The sequence below is a fragment of the Bacillus sp. TSO22 genome, from assembly GCF_020223595.1.
GTDB lineage: Bacteria > Bacillota > Bacilli > Bacillales > Bacillaceae > Bacillus > Bacillus inaquosorum.
This window is the reverse complement of the sequence record NZ_JAHAWO010000009.1, coordinates 440,671-457,741: the sequence shown is the minus strand read 5'-3', so window position 1 is coordinate 457,741 and position 17,071 is coordinate 440,671. Positions and strand designations below refer to the sequence as shown.

The 17,071-nt window shown below is 43.6% G+C and carries 23 protein-coding genes; 18 read left to right on the top strand and 5 right to left on the bottom strand.

Going from position 1 to position 17,071, the window contains the following annotated elements; genetic code table 11:
- Nucleotides 1-199 precede the first annotated feature (199 nt).
- Genes coxB through ctaG form a run of 5 tightly spaced genes read left to right on the top strand, consistent with a single transcriptional unit; the run spans nucleotide 200 to nucleotide 5,049 of the window.
- Entirely contained in the window at nucleotides 200-1,270 is a 1,071-nt protein-coding gene (gene coxB / locus KHQ79_RS10805) for a cytochrome c oxidase subunit II (RefSeq protein WP_060398563.1), read from the top strand.
- A 32-nt stretch (nucleotides 1,271-1,302) separates the two neighbouring features.
- Entirely contained in the window at nucleotides 1,303-3,171 is a 1,869-nt protein-coding gene (gene ctaD, locus KHQ79_RS10800) for a cytochrome c oxidase subunit I (protein ID WP_003238747.1), read from the top strand.
- Complete coding sequence (gene ctaE, locus KHQ79_RS10795; protein WP_060398564.1) at nucleotides 3,171-3,794, top strand: cytochrome c oxidase subunit III; 624 nt, start codon at nucleotides 3,171-3,173, stop codon at nucleotides 3,792-3,794. Before ctaD ends, ctaE begins: the two co-directional genes overlap by 1 nt.
- A 2-nt stretch (nucleotides 3,795-3,796) precedes the next feature.
- On the top strand, nucleotides 3,797-4,129 hold the full coding sequence (ctaF, locus tag KHQ79_RS10790; protein ID WP_003238744.1) for a cytochrome c oxidase subunit IVB: 333 nt from the start codon (nucleotides 3,797-3,799) through the stop codon (nucleotides 4,127-4,129).
- A 26-nt stretch (nucleotides 4,130-4,155) separates the two neighbouring features.
- Nucleotides 4,156-5,049: a cytochrome c oxidase assembly factor CtaG gene (gene ctaG, locus KHQ79_RS10785; RefSeq protein WP_060398565.1), complete on the top strand. Its 894-nt coding sequence runs from the start codon at nucleotides 4,156-4,158 to the stop codon at nucleotides 5,047-5,049.
- A 31-nt stretch (nucleotides 5,050-5,080) separates the two neighbouring features.
- Here ctaG and KHQ79_RS10780 read toward each other — a convergent pair whose 3' ends face one another.
- Nucleotides 5,081-5,443: a YugN family protein gene (locus KHQ79_RS10780; protein ID WP_003238740.1), complete on the bottom strand. Its 363-nt coding sequence runs from the start codon at nucleotides 5,441-5,443 to the stop codon at nucleotides 5,081-5,083.
- A 139-nt stretch (nucleotides 5,444-5,582) separates the two neighbouring features.
- On the opposite strand from KHQ79_RS10780, the gene KHQ79_RS10775 reads away from it, so the two are divergent.
- From KHQ79_RS10775 to coaD, 8 genes are all read left to right on the top strand, one after another.
- Complete coding sequence (locus tag KHQ79_RS10775) at nucleotides 5,583-6,029, top strand: CBS domain-containing protein (RefSeq protein WP_003238738.1); 447 nt, start codon at nucleotides 5,583-5,585, stop codon at nucleotides 6,027-6,029.
- An 84-nt stretch (nucleotides 6,030-6,113) separates the two neighbouring features.
- Complete coding sequence (locus KHQ79_RS10770) at nucleotides 6,114-7,154, top strand: CAP domain-containing protein (protein WP_225515113.1); 1,041 nt, start codon at nucleotides 6,114-6,116, stop codon at nucleotides 7,152-7,154.
- Nucleotides 7,155-7,382: 228 nt separating this feature from the next.
- Nucleotides 7,383-7,781: a YlbD family protein gene (gene ylbD / locus KHQ79_RS10765; protein WP_225515111.1), complete on the top strand. Its 399-nt coding sequence runs from the start codon at nucleotides 7,383-7,385 to the stop codon at nucleotides 7,779-7,781.
- A gap of 15 nt (nucleotides 7,782-7,796) precedes the next feature.
- The gene (locus KHQ79_RS10760) at nucleotides 7,797-8,036 is read left to right on the top strand and encodes a YlbE-like family protein (protein WP_003238732.1); all 240 of its coding nucleotides are present in this window, start codon (nucleotides 7,797-7,799) and stop codon (nucleotides 8,034-8,036) included.
- Between the two features lie 105 nt (nucleotides 8,037-8,141).
- A complete protein-coding gene (gene ricF, locus KHQ79_RS10755) occupies nucleotides 8,142-8,591 on the top strand; it encodes a regulatory iron-sulfur-containing complex subunit RicF (RefSeq protein ID WP_003221370.1) in 450 nt (149 codons plus the stop codon).
- 54 nt (nucleotides 8,592-8,645) lie between these two features.
- On the top strand, nucleotides 8,646-8,918 hold the full coding sequence (locus KHQ79_RS10750; RefSeq protein WP_009967171.1) for a YlbG family protein: 273 nt from the start codon (nucleotides 8,646-8,648) through the stop codon (nucleotides 8,916-8,918).
- Between the two features lie 324 nt (nucleotides 8,919-9,242).
- On the top strand, nucleotides 9,243-9,797 hold the full coding sequence (gene rsmD, locus KHQ79_RS10745; RefSeq protein ID WP_225515109.1) for a 16S rRNA (guanine(966)-N(2))-methyltransferase RsmD: 555 nt from the start codon (nucleotides 9,243-9,245) through the stop codon (nucleotides 9,795-9,797).
- Nucleotides 9,798-9,801: 4 nt separating this feature from the next.
- Nucleotides 9,802-10,287, top strand: a complete 486-nt coding sequence (coaD, locus tag KHQ79_RS10740) for a pantetheine-phosphate adenylyltransferase (RefSeq protein WP_225515107.1) — start codon at nucleotides 9,802-9,804, stop codon at nucleotides 10,285-10,287.
- A gap of 10 nt (nucleotides 10,288-10,297) precedes the next feature.
- On the opposite strand, the gene spoVV is transcribed toward coaD, so the two are convergent.
- On the bottom strand, nucleotides 10,298-11,524 hold the full coding sequence (gene spoVV, locus KHQ79_RS10735; protein WP_225515105.1) for a dipicolinic acid transporter SpoVV: 1,227 nt from the start codon (nucleotides 11,522-11,524) through the stop codon (nucleotides 10,298-10,300).
- A 180-nt stretch (nucleotides 11,525-11,704) separates the two neighbouring features.
- Here spoVV and KHQ79_RS10730 point away from each other — a divergent pair, with 180 nt between their 5' ends.
- Together KHQ79_RS10730 and ddcP are read left to right on the top strand one after the other, a co-directional pair.
- Nucleotides 11,705-12,487: a patatin family protein gene (locus KHQ79_RS10730; protein ID WP_003238724.1), complete on the top strand. Its 783-nt coding sequence runs from the start codon at nucleotides 11,705-11,707 to the stop codon at nucleotides 12,485-12,487.
- Between the two features lies 1 nt (nucleotide 12,488).
- Complete coding sequence (gene ddcP, locus KHQ79_RS10725; protein WP_003238722.1) at nucleotides 12,489-13,514, top strand: protease DdcP; 1,026 nt, start codon at nucleotides 12,489-12,491, stop codon at nucleotides 13,512-13,514.
- 16 nt (nucleotides 13,515-13,530) lie between these two features.
- On the opposite strand, the gene KHQ79_RS10720 is transcribed toward ddcP, so the two are convergent.
- Both KHQ79_RS10720 and KHQ79_RS10715 read right to left on the bottom strand, forming a co-directional pair.
- Nucleotides 13,531-14,778, bottom strand: coding sequence for a nucleotidyltransferase (locus tag KHQ79_RS10720; RefSeq protein ID WP_225515104.1), 1,248 nt, complete (start codon nucleotides 14,776-14,778; stop codon nucleotides 13,531-13,533).
- The gene (locus tag KHQ79_RS10715) at nucleotides 14,775-14,960 is read right to left on the bottom strand and encodes a hypothetical protein (protein WP_003238719.1); all 186 of its coding nucleotides are present in this window, start codon (nucleotides 14,958-14,960) and stop codon (nucleotides 14,775-14,777) included. The genes KHQ79_RS10720 and KHQ79_RS10715 overlap by 4 nt, the downstream gene beginning before the upstream one ends.
- A gap of 27 nt (nucleotides 14,961-14,987) precedes the next feature.
- Here KHQ79_RS10715 and KHQ79_RS10710 point away from each other — a divergent pair, with 27 nt between their 5' ends.
- The 3 genes from KHQ79_RS10710 to gerR all read left to right on the top strand — a co-directional run bounded on the left by KHQ79_RS10710 (nucleotide 14,988) and on the right by gerR (nucleotide 16,435).
- Nucleotides 14,988-15,506, top strand: coding sequence for a YceD family protein (locus KHQ79_RS10710; protein ID WP_003221388.1), 519 nt, complete (start codon nucleotides 14,988-14,990; stop codon nucleotides 15,504-15,506).
- Between the two features lie 21 nt (nucleotides 15,507-15,527).
- Nucleotides 15,528-15,707 (top strand): 50S ribosomal protein L32, encoded by a 180-nt coding sequence (gene rpmF, locus KHQ79_RS10705; protein WP_003154457.1) that lies wholly within the window; start codon nucleotides 15,528-15,530, stop codon nucleotides 15,705-15,707.
- A gap of 146 nt (nucleotides 15,708-15,853) precedes the next feature.
- Nucleotides 15,854-16,435, top strand: coding sequence for a sporulation-specific transcriptional regulator GerR (gerR, locus tag KHQ79_RS10700; RefSeq protein WP_003238716.1), 582 nt, complete (start codon nucleotides 15,854-15,856; stop codon nucleotides 16,433-16,435).
- A gap of 55 nt (nucleotides 16,436-16,490) precedes the next feature.
- Here gerR and KHQ79_RS10695 read toward each other — a convergent pair whose 3' ends face one another.
- Nucleotides 16,491-16,973, bottom strand: coding sequence for an N-acetyltransferase (locus tag KHQ79_RS10695; protein ID WP_003238714.1), 483 nt, complete (start codon nucleotides 16,971-16,973; stop codon nucleotides 16,491-16,493).
- Nucleotides 16,974-17,071 lie beyond the last annotated feature (98 nt).

The window sequence follows — 17,071 nt, the reverse complement described above, 5'->3', positions numbered from 1 at the left end:
GATGACAACTAGTAAATGCCGCCTTGACCTTTTGTTTAATCAGGCGGCTTTACTTTTATACATAGATGGCATTTTGAGTAAAAAAACTCATAATTTAAGAGAAGAGGAAATGTAAGTGCTTTATTGGTGGTAGGCTGGATTGCGATGAATTTCGAGTCTGCTTTCCGCCTTGTATTGACCAGAAAAGGGGTTGGGTGAAATGGTAAAGCATTGGCGTCTTATTTCATTATTAGCCTTAGTGCCGCTTCTATTAAGCGGATGTGGAAAACCTTTTTTATCCACACTCAAGCCTGCTGGCGAGGTGGCTGATAAACAGTATGATCTGACAGTGCTCAGCACATTGATTATGGTGGTTGTTGTTGCAGTAGTATCTGTTATCTTCTTTTATGTGATTGTGAGATTCAGAAGATCACGGGTCGGTGAGAACACGATACCGAAACAGGTAGAGGGGAACAAATTTTTAGAAATCACATGGACCGTGATCCCGATTTTGCTGCTCATCATTCTTGTGATCCCTGTCGTATTATATACGCTTGAGCTAGCAGATACATCACCAATGGATAAGAAAAGCCGCAAAGCTGAGGATGCGCTTGTAGTCAATGTCCGGGCAAATTTATATTGGTGGGAGTTTGAATATCCTGATTACGGCATTATCACAAGCCAGGAGCTGATTGTGCCGACAGACCAGCGGGTATATTTTAATTTAAAAGCTTCCGATGTCAAACATTCCTTCTGGATTCCTTCAGTCGGAGGAAAACTTGATACGAATACAGATAATGAAAATAAGTTTTTCCTGACATTTGATTCAAAACGAAGCAAAGAAGCAGGAGATATGTTTTTTGGGAAGTGTGCAGAGCTTTGCGGCCCTTCACACGCGCTGATGGATTTTAAGGTAAAGACGATGTCTGCAAAAGAATTCCAGGGCTGGACAAAAGAAATGAAAAACTATAAGTCTACAACAGAAAGTGATTTGGCTAAGCAGGGCGAAGAACTGTTTAAAGAGAAGAACTGTCTAAGCTGCCATGCGGTAGAGCCGAATGATAAACGTGCAGAAGCAGCAAGAACGGCACCTAACTTAGCGACCTTCGGTGAAAGGGCAAAAGTGGCAGGGGTGAAAGACGCCAACGAAGAAAATGTGAAGGCTTGGCTGAAGGATCCTGAGAGCATAAAACCGGGTAACAAAATGACAGGAACATATCCGAAGCTGTCAGACAGTGAAACAGATGCGCTTTATGAATACTTAAAAGGCTTAAAAACGGAAAGCAAGTAGGGAAGAAAGGGAGATATTGGGGGAGGTCACATATGTTGAATGCGCTTACAGAAAAACGGACGCGCGGATCTATACTTTGGGATTATTTGACGACGGTGGACCATAAAAAAATCGCAATTCTTTACTTAATCGCCGGGGGATTCTTCTTTCTTGTCGGGGGAATTGAAGCGATGTTTATCAGAATTCAGCTTGCAAAACCTGAAAATGCTTTTCTCAGTGCCCAAGCGTACAATGAAGTAATGACAATGCACGGGACGACAATGATCTTTCTGGCTGCGATGCCGCTTTTATTTGCCTTGATGAATGCGGTCGTGCCTTTGCAGATTGGGGCTCGCGACGTTTCGTTTCCATTTTTAAACTCGCTCGGTTTTTGGCTCTTCTTTTTCGGGGGCATTTTCTTAAATCTAAGCTGGTTTTTGGGCGGAGCACCAGACGCGGGCTGGACGTCATACGCCTCACTTTCGCTTCATTCTGAAGGGCACGGCATAGACTTTTTCGTCCTCGGACTGCAAATATCGGGGCTTGGGACGCTGATAGCCGGGATTAACTTTTTGGCCACGATTATCAACATGAGGGCTCCGGGCATGACATACATGAGGCTGCCTTTGTTTACATGGACGACATTTGTGGCTTCGGCATTGATTTTGTTTGCATTTCCGCCGCTTACGGTCGGATTGGCACTGATGATGCTGGATCGGCTGTTCGGCACCAATTTCTTTAATCCGGAGCTTGGCGGGAATACGGTCATTTGGGAGCATTTATTTTGGATCTTTGGCCATCCGGAGGTTTATATCTTAATTTTGCCTGCATTCGGTATTTTTTCAGAGGTCATCCCTGTGTTTGCCAGAAAGCGTTTGTTTGGGTACTCATCAATGGTTTTTGCCATCGTGCTCATTGGCTTTTTGGGCTTTATGGTTTGGGTGCATCACATGTTTACGACAGGTCTCGGCCCGATTGCAAATGCGATTTTTGCGGTTGCCACAATGGCTATCGCGATACCGACCGGGATTAAGATTTTTAACTGGCTTTTGACGATCTGGGGAGGAAATGTAAAGTATACGACAGCGATGCTGTATGCCGTCTCATTTATTCCGTCCTTCGTGCTCGGCGGTGTGACGGGAGTCATGCTGGCAGCAGCAGCAGCTGATTATCAGTTCCATGATACGTATTTTGTGGTAGCGCACTTCCACTATGTCATTATTGGCGGCGTGGTATTCGGCCTTTTAGCCGGTGTTCATTTCTGGTGGCCGAAAATGTTCGGTAAGATTCTGCATGAAACGATGGGGAAAATTTCATTTGTATTGTTTTTTATCGGCTTTCATCTCACGTTTTTCATTCAGCATTTTGTCGGTTTGATGGGGATGCCGCGCCGGGTTTATACGTTTTTGCCAGGCCAGGGTCTTGAAACCGGCAACTTGATCAGTACGATCGGAGCGTTCTTTATGGCGGCAGCTGTTATTCTTCTGCTGGTCAATGTCATTTGGACATCAGTAAAAGGTGAATATGTCGGAGCCGATCCTTGGCAGGACGGACGTACGCTTGAATGGACCGTTTCTTCACCGCCGCCGGAGTATAACTTTAAACAGCTTCCTTTTGTCAGAGGGCTTGATCCGTTTTGGATCGAGAAGCAGGCAGGACACAAATCAATGACACCGGCTGAACCGGTTGATGATATTCATATGCCGAACGGTTCAATCCTGCCGTTCATCATTTCCTTCGGCCTCTTTGTCGCAGCGTTCGGTCTGCTGTACAGAACCGATCACGCTTGGGGGCTGCCGGTGATCTTTATCGGACTCGGCATCACATTTATTACGATGCTGCTTCGCTCAGTAATTGATGATCACGGCTATCATATTCATAAAGAGGAACTGCCGAATGATGATAAAGGGGTGAAGGCATAATGCAAATTGAAGAAAAATTCACCGCAGAAACCTTTCCAGCTTCTCCCGAAAAAGTAACACTGGAAGGGAAAAATAAATTTTTAGGCTTTTGGCTTTTTCTTGGGGGAGAGACAGTTTTGTTCGCGTCTCTCTTCGCAACGTTTCTTGCACTCCGGAATTCAAACGCCGGTGATCCGCCTACGACGGAAATGTTCGATGTAACACTTGTTTTTATCGCCACAATGCTATTGTTAACGAGCAGTTTAACGAGTGTGTACGCGATGTACCACATGAAGAACTTTTCCTTCGGCAAAATGCAGCTTTGGCTGGGAATTACGATCTTATTGGGGGCTGGCTTTTTAGGACTGGAAATCTATGAGTTTAAGCATTATACCCATGAGTTTGGCTTTACCATCACAAGCTCTGCGCTCGGTTCCGCGTTTTACACGCTTGTCGGTACACACGGCGCCCACGTGGCATTTGGGCTTATGTGGATCAGCGCGCTGATGATCCGTAATGCAAAGAGGGGTCTGAACCTGTATACGGCGCCTAAGTTTTATGTTGCCAGTCTTTATTGGCACTTTATTGATGTCGTGTGGGTCTTCATCTTTACCGTTGTATATTTAATGGGGATGGTGGGATAAACATGGTCGGTAAAAAAAGCAGAGGGCATATCAACAGCGACCTTGAATTTAAAAAAAAGAAGCATGCTCAGGAGATGAAATATCAGGTTCTGTCTTTTGGCTTAATGATCGGTCTTACGATTGTTGCATTTCTGACTGTGGCAACGGACGGTGTCGGCAGCTGGTTTACGATTCCTTTCATTATTCTGCTTGCTGCAGTTCAAGTCATCTTCCAGCTGTATTATTTCATGCATATGAATCAAAAAGGGCATGAGGCGCCGGCACTGTTTTTGTATTCAGGGGTGTTTGTCGCGTTCATCACTGTGCTTGCGTTTGTCACAATTATATGGTGGTAATTTGAACAGCCGCCGGAGGTGAAGGAATGAATCAGTTAGAGGTATTTGGGTTTCGCGCGATGTGGAGCCCTTATCTTTTTTGTATCCTGTTGGGCATTACGGTGCTTTATCTCTTTTTTTACAGGCGAATGTCTTCAAAGCCTGAACGGATAACAGGTAAAGAGATGATGTGCTTTCTGTCGGCGATGCTGTTTTTATATGCAGCCGAGGGAAGCCCGGTTGATCTGCTCGGACATATTATGTTCAGCGCGCATATGGTGCAGATGGCTGTGCTGTACTTGGTCGTCCCGCCGTTATTGATCGCGGGAATTCCTGCATGGCTCTGGGAGAAAATCATTTTCAAGCCTGCCATTAAACCGGTTTTTTCATTTTTCTCGACGCCTTTAATTGCTTTGCTTTTATTTAACGGCATTTTTTCTTTATATCATGTTCCGTTTATATTTGATGCTGTCAAAACGGATCCGTTTTACCATACGTTAATGACTTGGCTTATCTTTGTGCTTGCGTTTTTGATGTGGTGGCCGCTTGTTCACAAGGTAGAGCGTCTTCGGCAGCTCAGCGGCTTGATGAAGCTGGGATATATTATGGCGGACGGTATACTGCTCACGCCTGCTTGCGCACTGATCATGTTCAGCGGTGCGCCGTTATACGCCACCTATACAGATCCGTCTGCGTGGGCTGAGGCAATGAAGCTTTGTGTGCCTGCAGATATGATGGGGCAGGTCCCATTAACAGGACCGGAGATATTCAATACACTGCCTTTGTTAGAAGATCAGCAGCTCGGAGCGGTTATGATGAAAATCATTCAGGAAATTGTGTACGGTACTTTTTTGGCGATTATTTTTTTCCAATGGGTGAAGAAAGAAAGGGAAAAGGACGGGCAAGAGGAGCCGCCGTATATTCAGCAAACGATATCATAAAAGGTACAGCAAAACATGCTGTACCTTTTCATTACATTTGAACTGTTTTTAACAAGTCGGAGATGTCCTGAATCAGTGCCTTGCTTTTTGTCACAACCTGTACGGGAAACTCTTCCGTTTCTCCATATTCTACTCCATGCGGGTAATAATGCTTGCCTAAGAGAGGGGACATTAATTGAATCACGGCGCGGCCGCTTCCAACATCGCCCTCTGCCGCAATGCCTTGTATCCGCAGATAAAACGTACCCTCGATCGTCGAAAACTTCCTGTCATAGGTGACTCTTTCGTAATCCCATTGACCCGCTCTGACGAGGCCTTTGCTTTCCATCAAGTCGTCCAGCCAGCTTAGCTCAGCCTTTACCCCTTCAAGTCCGCTTTCAGTAAACTTCAACACTGACCCCTCCTTATAAAAATTACCTTTCCTGACAATCATAGTATGAAAGCGTTAAACTTTCAATGAATCTTCTTCTTTTGAAAGTATGCAAAAATTAAATTTTGACGACAATAGCACTAGACTAAAGGAGGTTATACGGATGACAAAAATAAAAGATCTGATGACAGCCGACTTGCAATATTGCACGGTATTAGATAATGTATATGAAGCTGCGGTAAAGATGAAAGACGCGAATGTAGGTGCGATTCCGATAGTTGATGAGGATGGAGAAACACTGGTAGGCATCGTAACCGACCGTGATCTCGTGTTAAGAGGAATCGCCATAAAAAAACCAAACTCGCAAAAAATCACTGACGCGATGACCGAAAAACCTGTCAGTGTGGAGGAAGATGCTTCAGTCGATGAGGTTCTTCATTTGATGGCATCCCATCAGCTCAGAAGGATACCTGTTACAAAAAACAAAAAGCTGACTGGAATTGTCACGCTTGGTGATCTTTCTTTATCTGAACAAACCAATGAACGTGCCGGCAGTGCCTTATCGGATATTTCCGAGGGTGATAATAGAGAAGAAGGCTTTTTTCATTAACACATAAATCTTTGACATGTTAAATAGGCTGTATTGTAATGAGATGTAAGGCAAGACATTGTGATTCGCCACGGGGGTGATAGATTGAAAAATATATTGAGAGCACTGGTTATCCTCTTGATTATCTGTGGAACTTATGTTCTGTTTATTCAATATGGATCTGTTCCTGAAAAAAAATCAAATGACAGCGAGCCTCAAGTGTCTAATGAGGAAGCGCAAAGCGGCAAACGAATACATATGCCGACTTCAGGGTTATTGTCCTTTATGGGCAAGTCCGCCGATGATGTAACGAAAAAACTGGGGGAACCTGAACGCATTGACCCTTCAGCTTATGATTATGATTGGTGGGTATACAATCAAGGAAAAGACCAATATATCCAAATCGGGGTATTAAACAATAAAGTGGTCACATTATATGCGGCTGGGAATGATATTAACGCAAAGCCTTTCAAAATTGGTGAATCGACCGGAGAAGTATTCAAGACGACCCAGGTGGCACCATTTGTGAATGTAGAGTATAAAGGAAATTCCTATCGATTTGAGTTTTCTGAAGAGGATATCAATACAAGACCGACTGTAAAAGTAGGAAAGATGTATGTCCAGCTGTATATGGACAAATTTGAGGGGAAGCTATCCAGCATCAGGGCATTTGATGCGCAAACCTTTGTTAAGCAAAGACCTTATGAGGTTGTGTACCGCGGTGAATTGATTGAACCGAAAGCTGTTTCAGATGATAAGTGGAAAAAGATCCAAACAACGAGCGAAAAGCAAATACTTGATTTGACGAATGTCATACGCGTCAAACATGGGCTTGCGAAGCTTGAGTGGGATCAGCCGACGGCGGAAGTGGCTTTTGGACATAGCGAGGATATGAAGGACAATAACTATTTCTCCCATGTCTCTAAAAAATACGGCTCACTGAAAGACCGCTTAGAAGAAGGGGATGTTGACTTTCAGCAAGCGGGAGAAAATATCGCATACAATTATGTGGACGGTCCGGCCGCTGTAGAAGGCTGGCTGAATAGTGAAGGCCATCGAAAGGCGCTTCTGAATTCAGATTATACGCATCTTGGTGTCGGAGTAGACCGAAAATATTACACCCAAAATTTTATTAAACGATGGTAATGAAAAGCCGCGGACGAATGGTTCCGCGGCTTTTCCTATTCCGCAAAAGCTGATAGTGCAAGTACTGATGGTAACAGAGGATGCAGATTCCCATTCCTTCTAAGGCTACGGCTTTTATGTGTATGGAGGCAAGGTTAAAAATTCATGCCTGAATGAATATAGGCGAACACAATGCCTCACAAAACGATACATTGTAGTAGGTATCGATTTTCGGAGGGGGTGAGGATTGTGGCGAATCAACATGGCAATCATTCAATCAATGACTTTAAACAATTCGTCAAAAAGCATCCCAAGCTGATAAAAGAAGTGCGTAAAGAACAAAGAAGCTGGCAGGACGTTTATGAAAATTGGGTTCTCTTTGGGGAGAGCGACCCGATTTGGGATCCATATCGGGAACCGGAAGAAGCTGCGGAAGATGTGCCTGAAACACCGCAAAAAAATGATTTTGTCTCTAAGATGGTGATAGCGGTGAAAAAGATGGATGTCAATCAAATGAACGAACAAATCAATAAAATGAGCCAGTCGATCTCATCGTTGCAAAGTCTTCTTCATACATTTTCCGGAAACGGCCAGAAGCAATCTCAGCCAGGCTCTGGACAGCATCCTTTTTCTTTTCGAAAGGATTAAAAAAGGGGAGCTCATATGCGCAAAGAGGTTCAGGAATTTATTTTAGCAAACGAAGAACGGAAACGATTCATCAGAGAACAGCCGATATGGTACCGCAGGCTTTCGAGAAAACCGGATGATCTGTCCTCCTTTCAGCTTGAGATGATGAACTTTTATGAAAAAACCATACCGCACCGGGTGAACCAGTTTTCGAACGGGGTTCAAATGGCGCAAATGATGATGCAAATGTTTCAAGCGATGCGGACAAAAGATTAAAAGGCCCGAAAGAGGGTCTTTTTTCGTGAGATTGTTTTCGGGCTGCGGTTAAGCATTTTCCAATTGGTTGGTTTCATGGTAAACTAACAACTGGAGGTGCGTGTTATGTATGCGACGATGGAATCCGTGCGGCTTCAAAGTGAAGCTCAGCAGCTTGCCGAGATGATTCTGCAGTCGGAGACGGCTGAGAACTACCGCAATTGTTACAAGCGTCTCCAGGAAGATGAAGAGGCAGGGCGGATTATTCGTTCTTTTATCAAAATAAAAGAGCAGTATGAGGATGTACAGCGTTTTGGTAAATATCATCCTGACTATAGAGAAATATCCCGGAAAATGAGGGAGATCAAGCGGGAGCTGGACCTGAACGATAAGGTGGCTGACTTCAAGAGAGCTGAAAATGAGCTCCAGTCTATTCTTGACGAGGTTAGCGTCGAGATTGGGACTGCTGTTTCAGAGCATGTTAAAGTTCCGACTGGGAACCCTTATTTTGACGGTTTGTCTTCATGCGGAGGCGGCTGCGGTTCAGGCGGAAGCTGCGGATGCAAAGTATCCTGACGAGACTGGCCGTCTCGTCTTTTACATAAAAGAGAAATCAGGCAGGTGATTGTATTGGAGAATAGGCGCCAGGGCATGGTTGTGTATTTGCATTCCCTTAAGCAAAGCAAAATGCTGAGGAAGTTCGGAAATGTGCACTATGTATCAAAACGCTTAAAATATGTCGTGCTGTATTGCGATATGGACCAAATTGAAAAAACAATGGACAAGATCGCATCGTACTCGTTTGTGAAAAAAGTAGAGCCTTCTTATAAACCGTTTTTAAAATTGGAATTCGAGTCAAAGCTTGATAAAGCAAAAGAATACGATTATAAAATCGGAATATAGCTGTATAAAAAAATCCCCGCAGGCTTCTGCGGGGTCCTTCTATTCCTTAACATGTTAAGGAGAAGGCAAAGGGAGAGGAGAAACCGGAGGAAGAACTTATGGGGAAACGTAAGTCTTCTCCGCGGTTGGCAACAACATCCTCTAGATGCTGTTGCTTATAGTATGGACAAGGATCATTCTGCCTATACACCTGTTTATCAAGATTAGCGTTCATTGTTTGAAAGAATGCTTTATGTTAAGATAGGGATGATTTTTTTCTATGTACATAGCGGCGTCCGGCCGAACAAAGAAACAAAATAGCTTTTAGAAAAAGTGGTGTGGAACATGAGAGTAATTTCTGGATCAAAAAAAGGCCGTTCATTAAAGGCTGTGCCGGGAACATCAACAAGACCGACAACCGACAAAGTGAAGGAATCCATTTTCAATATGATCGGCCCTTATTTTGACGGGGGCAGGGGACTTGACTTATTCGCGGGGAGCGGAGGCCTAGGAATCGAAGCGCTTTCACGCGGATTTGAGCATTGTATATTTGTTGACCGTGATTTTAAAGCAATTCAAACGGTAAAATCAAATTTGAAAACGCTGGAGCTTACAAAACATGCACAGGTATACCGCAATGATGCGGAACGGGCTTTGCATGCTGCTGCCAAAAGAGAAACAGGCTTTCACGGAATTTTTCTTGATCCGCCGTATAAGGAACAAAAGCTGAAAGCGCTCTTAACGATGATTGACGAATATCAAATGCTGGAAGAAGACGGCTTTATCGTTGCTGAGCATGACAGAGAGGTTGAGCTTCCCGAAACCGTAGGAGATCTTGTGAGGACAAGGAAAGAAACCTACGGGCTTACAGGGGTGGCGATTTATAAAAAGAGGGGGTAGTGATGTGGCGAGTATAGCTGTCTGTCCCGGCAGTTTTGATCCGGTGACCTACGGGCATTTGGACATCATCAGACGCGGGGCGTATATTTTTGAACAAGTGTATGTATGTGTGCTGAATAATTCTTCAAAAAAGCCCTTGTTCAGTGTGGAAGAACGGTGTGAGCTTCTGAGAGAAGTGACAAAAGACATTCCAAACATAACAGTTGAAACGTCGCAAGGGCTGTTGATCGATTATGCAAAAAGAAAAAATGCGAAAGCGATTTTAAGAGGCTTGAGAGCGGTATCTGATTTTGAATACGAGATGCAGGGGACATCCGTAAACCGTGTGCTGGATGAATCCATTGAGACGTTTTTTATGATGACAAACAATCAATATTCGTTTTTAAGTTCAAGCATCGTAAAAGAAGTGGCAAGATACAATGGCTCGGTATCAGAGTTTGTGCCGCCGGAAGTAGAGCTGGCGCTTCAGCAAAAATTCAGACAAGGATGAGGGTTTTGACTCATCCTTTTTTTGTTCCGTTTGTCAGTCTGTAAGAAAAAATGATAATGTACGTAAACAGCGCGCATAATGTGACAGCAGGCCCAATCTGCACAAGCAGATTCCATCCGTTTATAAATGCAGTTGGCATTTCGCCGCTATTAAGAGGTTTGAATACATGCTGATATGGATCATGCCATGCTATGTAAAGAGGTTTCCATAAAAGCATGACGAACACGGCCGCATAAACGCCCTGCAGCAAACGTGCGATAAAGAATGGTTTAAATCTGATATCGGTTTCCGATAAAATACCTGCCACCTGAGCTTGAACGGAAAAGCCGCTAAACCCGAGAATAAAGCTGACGATAATGGCTTTTTGCAGAAGAGAAACATCTGTCTCGCTGACAAGCTTGCTTCCTAACGTGATTTCAAACATCCCTGATAAAAGGGGAATGTCCAATTTAGCCGGAAGCTGAAACAAGGTCAGCGCGCCTTTTGTGAAAACAGACAGAATATCAGTCAGCTGAATGACAGACAACAGCCGGTTAAAGACAGAAAATAAAATAATAAAGCCGCCTACCATAAGAAGCGTTTGAACTGAAGACGTCACAGCGTCGCCTAAAATTTTGCCCAGAGGCCGTTTTTCCGCAAGTCTGGCAGTGTGAAGAGCGTGTAAAGCATCTTTGATCGAAGGAAAAGGTATCGTTTTCCTCCTTCTGAGATGCTGCTCTTCCTTGCGTCCGTAGGAACGCATCGTTAAACCGACAGCCAGATTCCCCAAATAGTGTGCAGAAGCCAATAAAATGCCCAATGACGCGTTTTGAAAGAAACCGACGGCAACAGCGCCGAAAATAAAGAGCGGGTTTGAAGAATTGGTAAACGACGCAAGCCGTTCTGCTTCTACTCTTGAAATCTGTTTTTCCTGCCGCAGACGGGCAGTGAGTTTTGCTCCCGCTGGGTTTCCTGATGCCATTCCCATAGCAAGTACGAAGCCGCCGACACCCGGCACACGAAAGATCGGCCGCATAAAAGGCTCAAGCAAAACACCGACAAACCGTACAATGCCAAAACCGATTAAGAGTTCAGACAGAATAAAAAATGGCAGCAATGACGGAAACACAACCTCCCACCACATAGAAAGCCCGGTTTTAGAGGCTTCGAATGAAGCCTGCGGATGTGAGATGACAGTCGCTGTTAAAAAAAGAAAAAACGAAGCAATCAAAAGTGTATTAATCTTCGACAAGTTCATTCTTACCTCCCCGATGCTAAAAATGCCCAATGACATGTATATCATGATAAAATAATGTATGACACGAAACGGCCAAGCAGTACCTGTCCTCTTGATTCTTTGTACTAATATACGAGCATAGGGGTTCAGTTTAGACCATAGAATTCGGTATACAGGGAATTCAGGCAGGAGGTTAACGCGTTGGCCAAACCTAAAATCGGGTTAGCGTTAGGATCGGGAGGGGCCAGAGGGCTCGCTCATCTCGGTGTGCTTTCCAGTTTACATAAGCACCAAATTGAAGTGGATATGATTGCGGGGAGCAGCATGGGCGCTTTGGTGGGCAGTTTCTATGCCGCCGGCCATGACGTGGCAACGATGAAAAAAGTCGCCAAAGCCTTTAAACGGCGGTTTTATGCTGATTATACGGTGCCCAGACTCGGTTTTTTAAAAGGTGACCGCGTCAGGCAGCTTGTGCATGCTTATACATTCGGAAAACCGATCGAAGAGCTTCAAATCCCGCTGGGCATTGTTGCATGTGATTTACAGACGGGAGAAAAGATTGTGTTCCGCAAAGGATCAGTGTCAGATGCGGTGCGGGCCAGCATAAGCATACCGGGTATCTTTATTCCGCAGAAGCTGGACGGACGGCTTCTTGTAGATGGTGCGGTCGTAGACCGAATTCCGGTTTCTGTTGTAAAAGACATGGGCGCTGATATCATCATCGCCTCTGATGTCTCCAGGGTTCGAAAAACCGAAACGGCGTCGCATATTTTTGATGTAATTATGCAAAGTATGGATATACTGCAAAATGAATTGGTGCGACATCAAACGATCGCCGCGGATATCATGATTCGCCCTTCTCTTGAAACATACAGCTCCAGCTCGTTTGCCAATATTGAAGCAATGATATCGGCAGGCGAGGAGGCGACAAACCGAATGATCAGCCAGATAAAAAAAGAAATAGAGAATTGGGAGGGCTTATAATTTGCTACGTAAAAAACATTTTAGCTGGATGCTTGTCATCCTCATTTTGATTGCCGTTTTATCATTTATAAAACTTCCATTTTATATTACAAAACCGGGAGAAGCGACAGAGCTTGCTTCACTGATAAAAGTGGAGGGAGGCTACCCGGAAAAAGGGAGTCTGTCCTTAATGACTGTCAAAGTGGGACCGGCTAATCCATTTACATATGTGTGGGCAAAGATGCACCCTTATTATGAGATTGTTCCTGATGAAAGCATCAAGGAAGAAGGCGAATCAGATAAGGAGTATATGAAAAGGCAGATCCAAATGATGGAAAGCTCGCAAGAAAACGCCGTCATAGCCGCCTATCAAAAGGCAGGAAAAAAAGTCAGCTATTCCTTTAACGGCATATACGCAAGCTCAGTTGTAGAAAACATGCCTGCAAAAGGGAAAATAGAAGTCGGTGATAAAATCATCAGCGCAGACGGCAAAAACTATCAGTCTGCTGAAAAGCTGATTGATTATATCAGCAGCAAAAAAGCGGGAGATAAAGTCACGTTAAAAATCGAAAGAGAAGAAAAAGAAAAGAGTGTCACCCTTTCGTTAAAACAATTTCCTGATGAGCCGGAACGGGCAGGAATCGGAGTATCGCTCTATACGGACAGAAACGTGAAAGTGGAGCCTGATATTGATTTTGAAATCGAAAATATCGGCGGACCGTCAGCAGGGTTAATGATGTCTCTTGAAATCTATAATCAGCTGACAAAAACAGACGAAACAAAAGGCTACGATATTGCGGGAACCGGTACAATTGATGTTGACGGAAAAGTAGGCCCGATTGGCGGCATTGATCAAAAAGTCGTCGCCGCAGACAAAGCCGGAAAAGACATTTTCTTCGCGCCAAATCAAAATGGTGCCAGCAATTCTGATTATAAAAACGCAGTAAAAACAGCAAAAGATATCGATTCAGACATGAAGATTGTGCCTGTTGATACGATGCAGGATGCGATTGATTATTTGAATAAGCTGAAAGCAAAAAGCACCTGATACTCAGGTGCTTTTTCTATAAGTTTAAAAAACGTTGTTCATCCTCGTCATATTGAATCGGTGCATGTCCGTATTCTTGCAGGTCAAACTCAGTTCTCAGCGGCTCTTCTATCGGCAGGCTGTAGATCCTGCTCGCTTTAATGTCCAGATCTAGAGCGGGATGGGAGAAAGAAGACAGTTTGCTGACAAGCGGAACGGACAGCGCTTTTTTCTTTTCCGATAAATAAGCCTGTCCTTTTTTCGTCATGCCGAGAAGCCTGATATAAGGCACTTCTTTGTCGTCAAGTAGCTTGTGTATATCCTGTTTTTTCGTTCTGGTTAAAATGTGCGTGTTCATCCGCTGAAGCCTTGTCCACGTATAACGTTTTGTTTTCAGCAGCTCCATAAATTCCTGATAGGAGCTGGCTTTTCTGATTGAACGAAGAATTCTGTGCTCTAAGCCCTCCTCCACCTCGTATATTTGCTGTAATTCTTGTGCTGTTACAGTTGAAAGGCTGTATTTTAAGTAAGAAAAATAGCTTTCAGGTGTATGCCACAGTCCGAAAGATTTGCGGTAATCTGCCAATTCACATGCAGATGCAGCAGGAAGAAACCGAAGGCAGTTTTCAAGATTCTGTTCAATCATCGCTTTTCTGATGCTTGTGGCGCTTGCGATATGGTGTTCGCCTTCAGGAAGGTCGGCATCATGATAGTCCGAGGAAATTCGAGCTGTGGTATAAGGTTTCATCGGATATCTCCCGGAAAGAATGGAAGTCACATAATGGTATCCCAGAATGTTGTTTGGTTTTGACAAATCAAGTGCATTTTCGGTATGTAAAATGGAGCTGAAGGCGATAGCTGCCGCTGCTGGGTAGCTTGCACCCTTTTTAATTTCTTCTTTAATACGCTGATCAAATGTATGTTTATGATCATCAATAAGCTTTGCAGTTTTTAAAAACGGCTCAATATCACCATTTTCGCTTCCGAAAAACAGCGCCTCGCATCCGAGTTTGTTCAGGCTGGATACACTGCCGCGTGCAAAAATCTCCGCTTTTTGCACCGCATACAGATAAGGCAGCTCAATCACAAGATCGACGCCGCTTTGCAGCGCCATTTTTGTTCGTGCCCATTTTGACACAACAGCTGATTCTCCGCGCTGTAAAAAATGCCCGCTCATTACCGCGACAGCCGCGTCGCATCCGGTTTGCCGCTTTGCTGTTTGGGCATGATAAAGGTGACCGTTATGAAAGGGATTATATTCAACCACCAATCCGACAGCTTTCATATTTTTTCCGCCTTTCTTGCTATGTTTAAAAACGTATGGTACATTTGCAAATGAAAACTCTTATGTCTTATTTTTGTTTTAAGTGTATGCATAGCACATTCCGCTGTCAACGATACTTGAATGGCAGCATTATGCTGTAAAGAAAAAATATTGACAAAAACAATCTTAAAAGCTATAATCATGTTTGTTGCTTTCCTGAGGTGATACAAATGAAATGGACGATTTATCAGCTGCATCAAATGCCAAAACAAAGTTTTGAATTTGATGAAACAGTTGAGTTAAATGAGCTGACAAAACTGAATTCTGACATTCGCCGCATTTCTCCCGTCCGGGTGAAGGGCAGAGCGGATATCAAATCCAAACAGGTTTCGTTTGATTTTACAATTTCAGGCGAAATGATTTTGCCATGCTCAAGAACACTCGTTGATGTTCCGTATCCATTTGAAATTTCAACAAAAGAACTGTTTATATTTCATCAGACGGATGATATAGAAGATGATGACGTTCACATTGTTGAGGACGATACTATCGACTTAACTCCGATCGTGAAAGAAGAAATTCTTTTAGAAATCCCTATGCAAATCTTTTGTGAATCTGAACAAGAAAAAGGGGCTGCTCCTCAAGAAGGAAAGGACTGGCAAGTCATTTCGGAGGAAGACAAGAAGAATCAAGTTGATCCGAGACTTGCAGCCCTCGAAAAGCTCTTAAAACAAGATGATGAATCTTAACTCTTTAAGGAGGTGGGAATAATGGCTGTACCTTTTAGAAGAACTTCTAAAATGAAGAAAAGATTGCGCCGTACACATTTCAAACTTAATGTACCTGGTATGACAGAATGTCCGTCATGCGGAGAGATGAAATTGTCTCACCGTGTATGCAAAGCATGCGGATCATACAACGGCAAAGACATAAATGTAAAAAGTAACTAAGTAAGAAAAGCGCAGGGTGAAAACCCTGCGCTTTTTCTTTTTCTCTTCCTGTCAGCTTGCGGAAAAATTGTGAGTGCAAATAGTCTATCTAATCTATTACTGGCATATGTATGAGATAAATAAGCTGACATGGAGGGAGATTAAATTTGACCATTACAAGACAAGATGCTTGGACTCAGGATGAGGATTTGCTGCTGGCGGAAGTGGTGCTTCGTCATATTCGAGAGGGAGGAACACAGCTTTCCGCCTTTGAGGAGGTTGGAAGGGCGCTGACCAGAACTGCGGCAGCCTGTGGTTTCAGGTGGAACTCGTATGTGAGAAAACAATACCAGTCAGGCATAGAGCTTGCGAAAAAGCAGAGGAAAGAATTGAGAAAGCAAATCGGCGTTCATTCAGTCAATATGCCGAATTCCGTGAAGCAGACTGCCGCGGCAGCGCCAGAAGGAAAACGAGATTTGTCCATTCAGGATGTGATTCAATTTCTTGAACAATTCAAAGAAACGCCGTCTTCGCAAGAATTTCAGCTTGAAAGGGAAAAATTGAAGGAGCAAATCCAATCGCTACAAAAAGAGCTTGAGGATTTACGGAGTGAAAATCAAACATTGAGGAACCAGCTAGAGATGACAGAAGAGGATTACAAGGCGCTGATCGATATCATGGATCGGGCCAGAAAAATGGTTGTTTCAAAGGAAGACGGAAGAATGAAAAAAGCAGCTCAAGAAACGTAATGAACGTCTGAAATGAACCGGCCCTATATTTAGAAGAGGCCGGTTGTTTTTATTTCTATGCAGACTCTCCCGGTGTCATTTCGTGATCCATGTCAGGATGCCAGATGAGCGGGTTTTCCCCTTTGTCCCGCGCCATATCATACTTAACAGTTTCAAAGTTCATTTTATTCCAAAATTCCGCTGATTTCATTCGTGGATTTGTCCGGATCGGCATTTTGAATGATTTAGCGAATTCAACCAATGCTGTCCCGTAACCCCTGTTCTGGTAGCCCGGAAGAACCTCAAGCTTCCACAGCTCCAAATAATCCTGGCGATTGTCGAAATAAGGATTCGATTTGCCGTTAACTTGATATAGACTCATTCGCGCTACAAGTTTATCCCCAAAATAAATCCCGTAAAAAGGCGAAGTGCTGTCATTTTCAATAATATTATCCTGAAGATCTTCAAGCATTGAAAGCTCCTGGATACCGTATTCTTTGAATTTCTTGAATTCATCAAGCGTTTTATAGTTGATAAGCAGACGTTCTACCTTTACCAAACAAATCTCCCCCTTTGTTGTTTCTACATATATTGTAAACGCTTTATTTAAAAAATCCAAATATTTAAACTTTAATTTTAAGCACACGGGATCTTTGA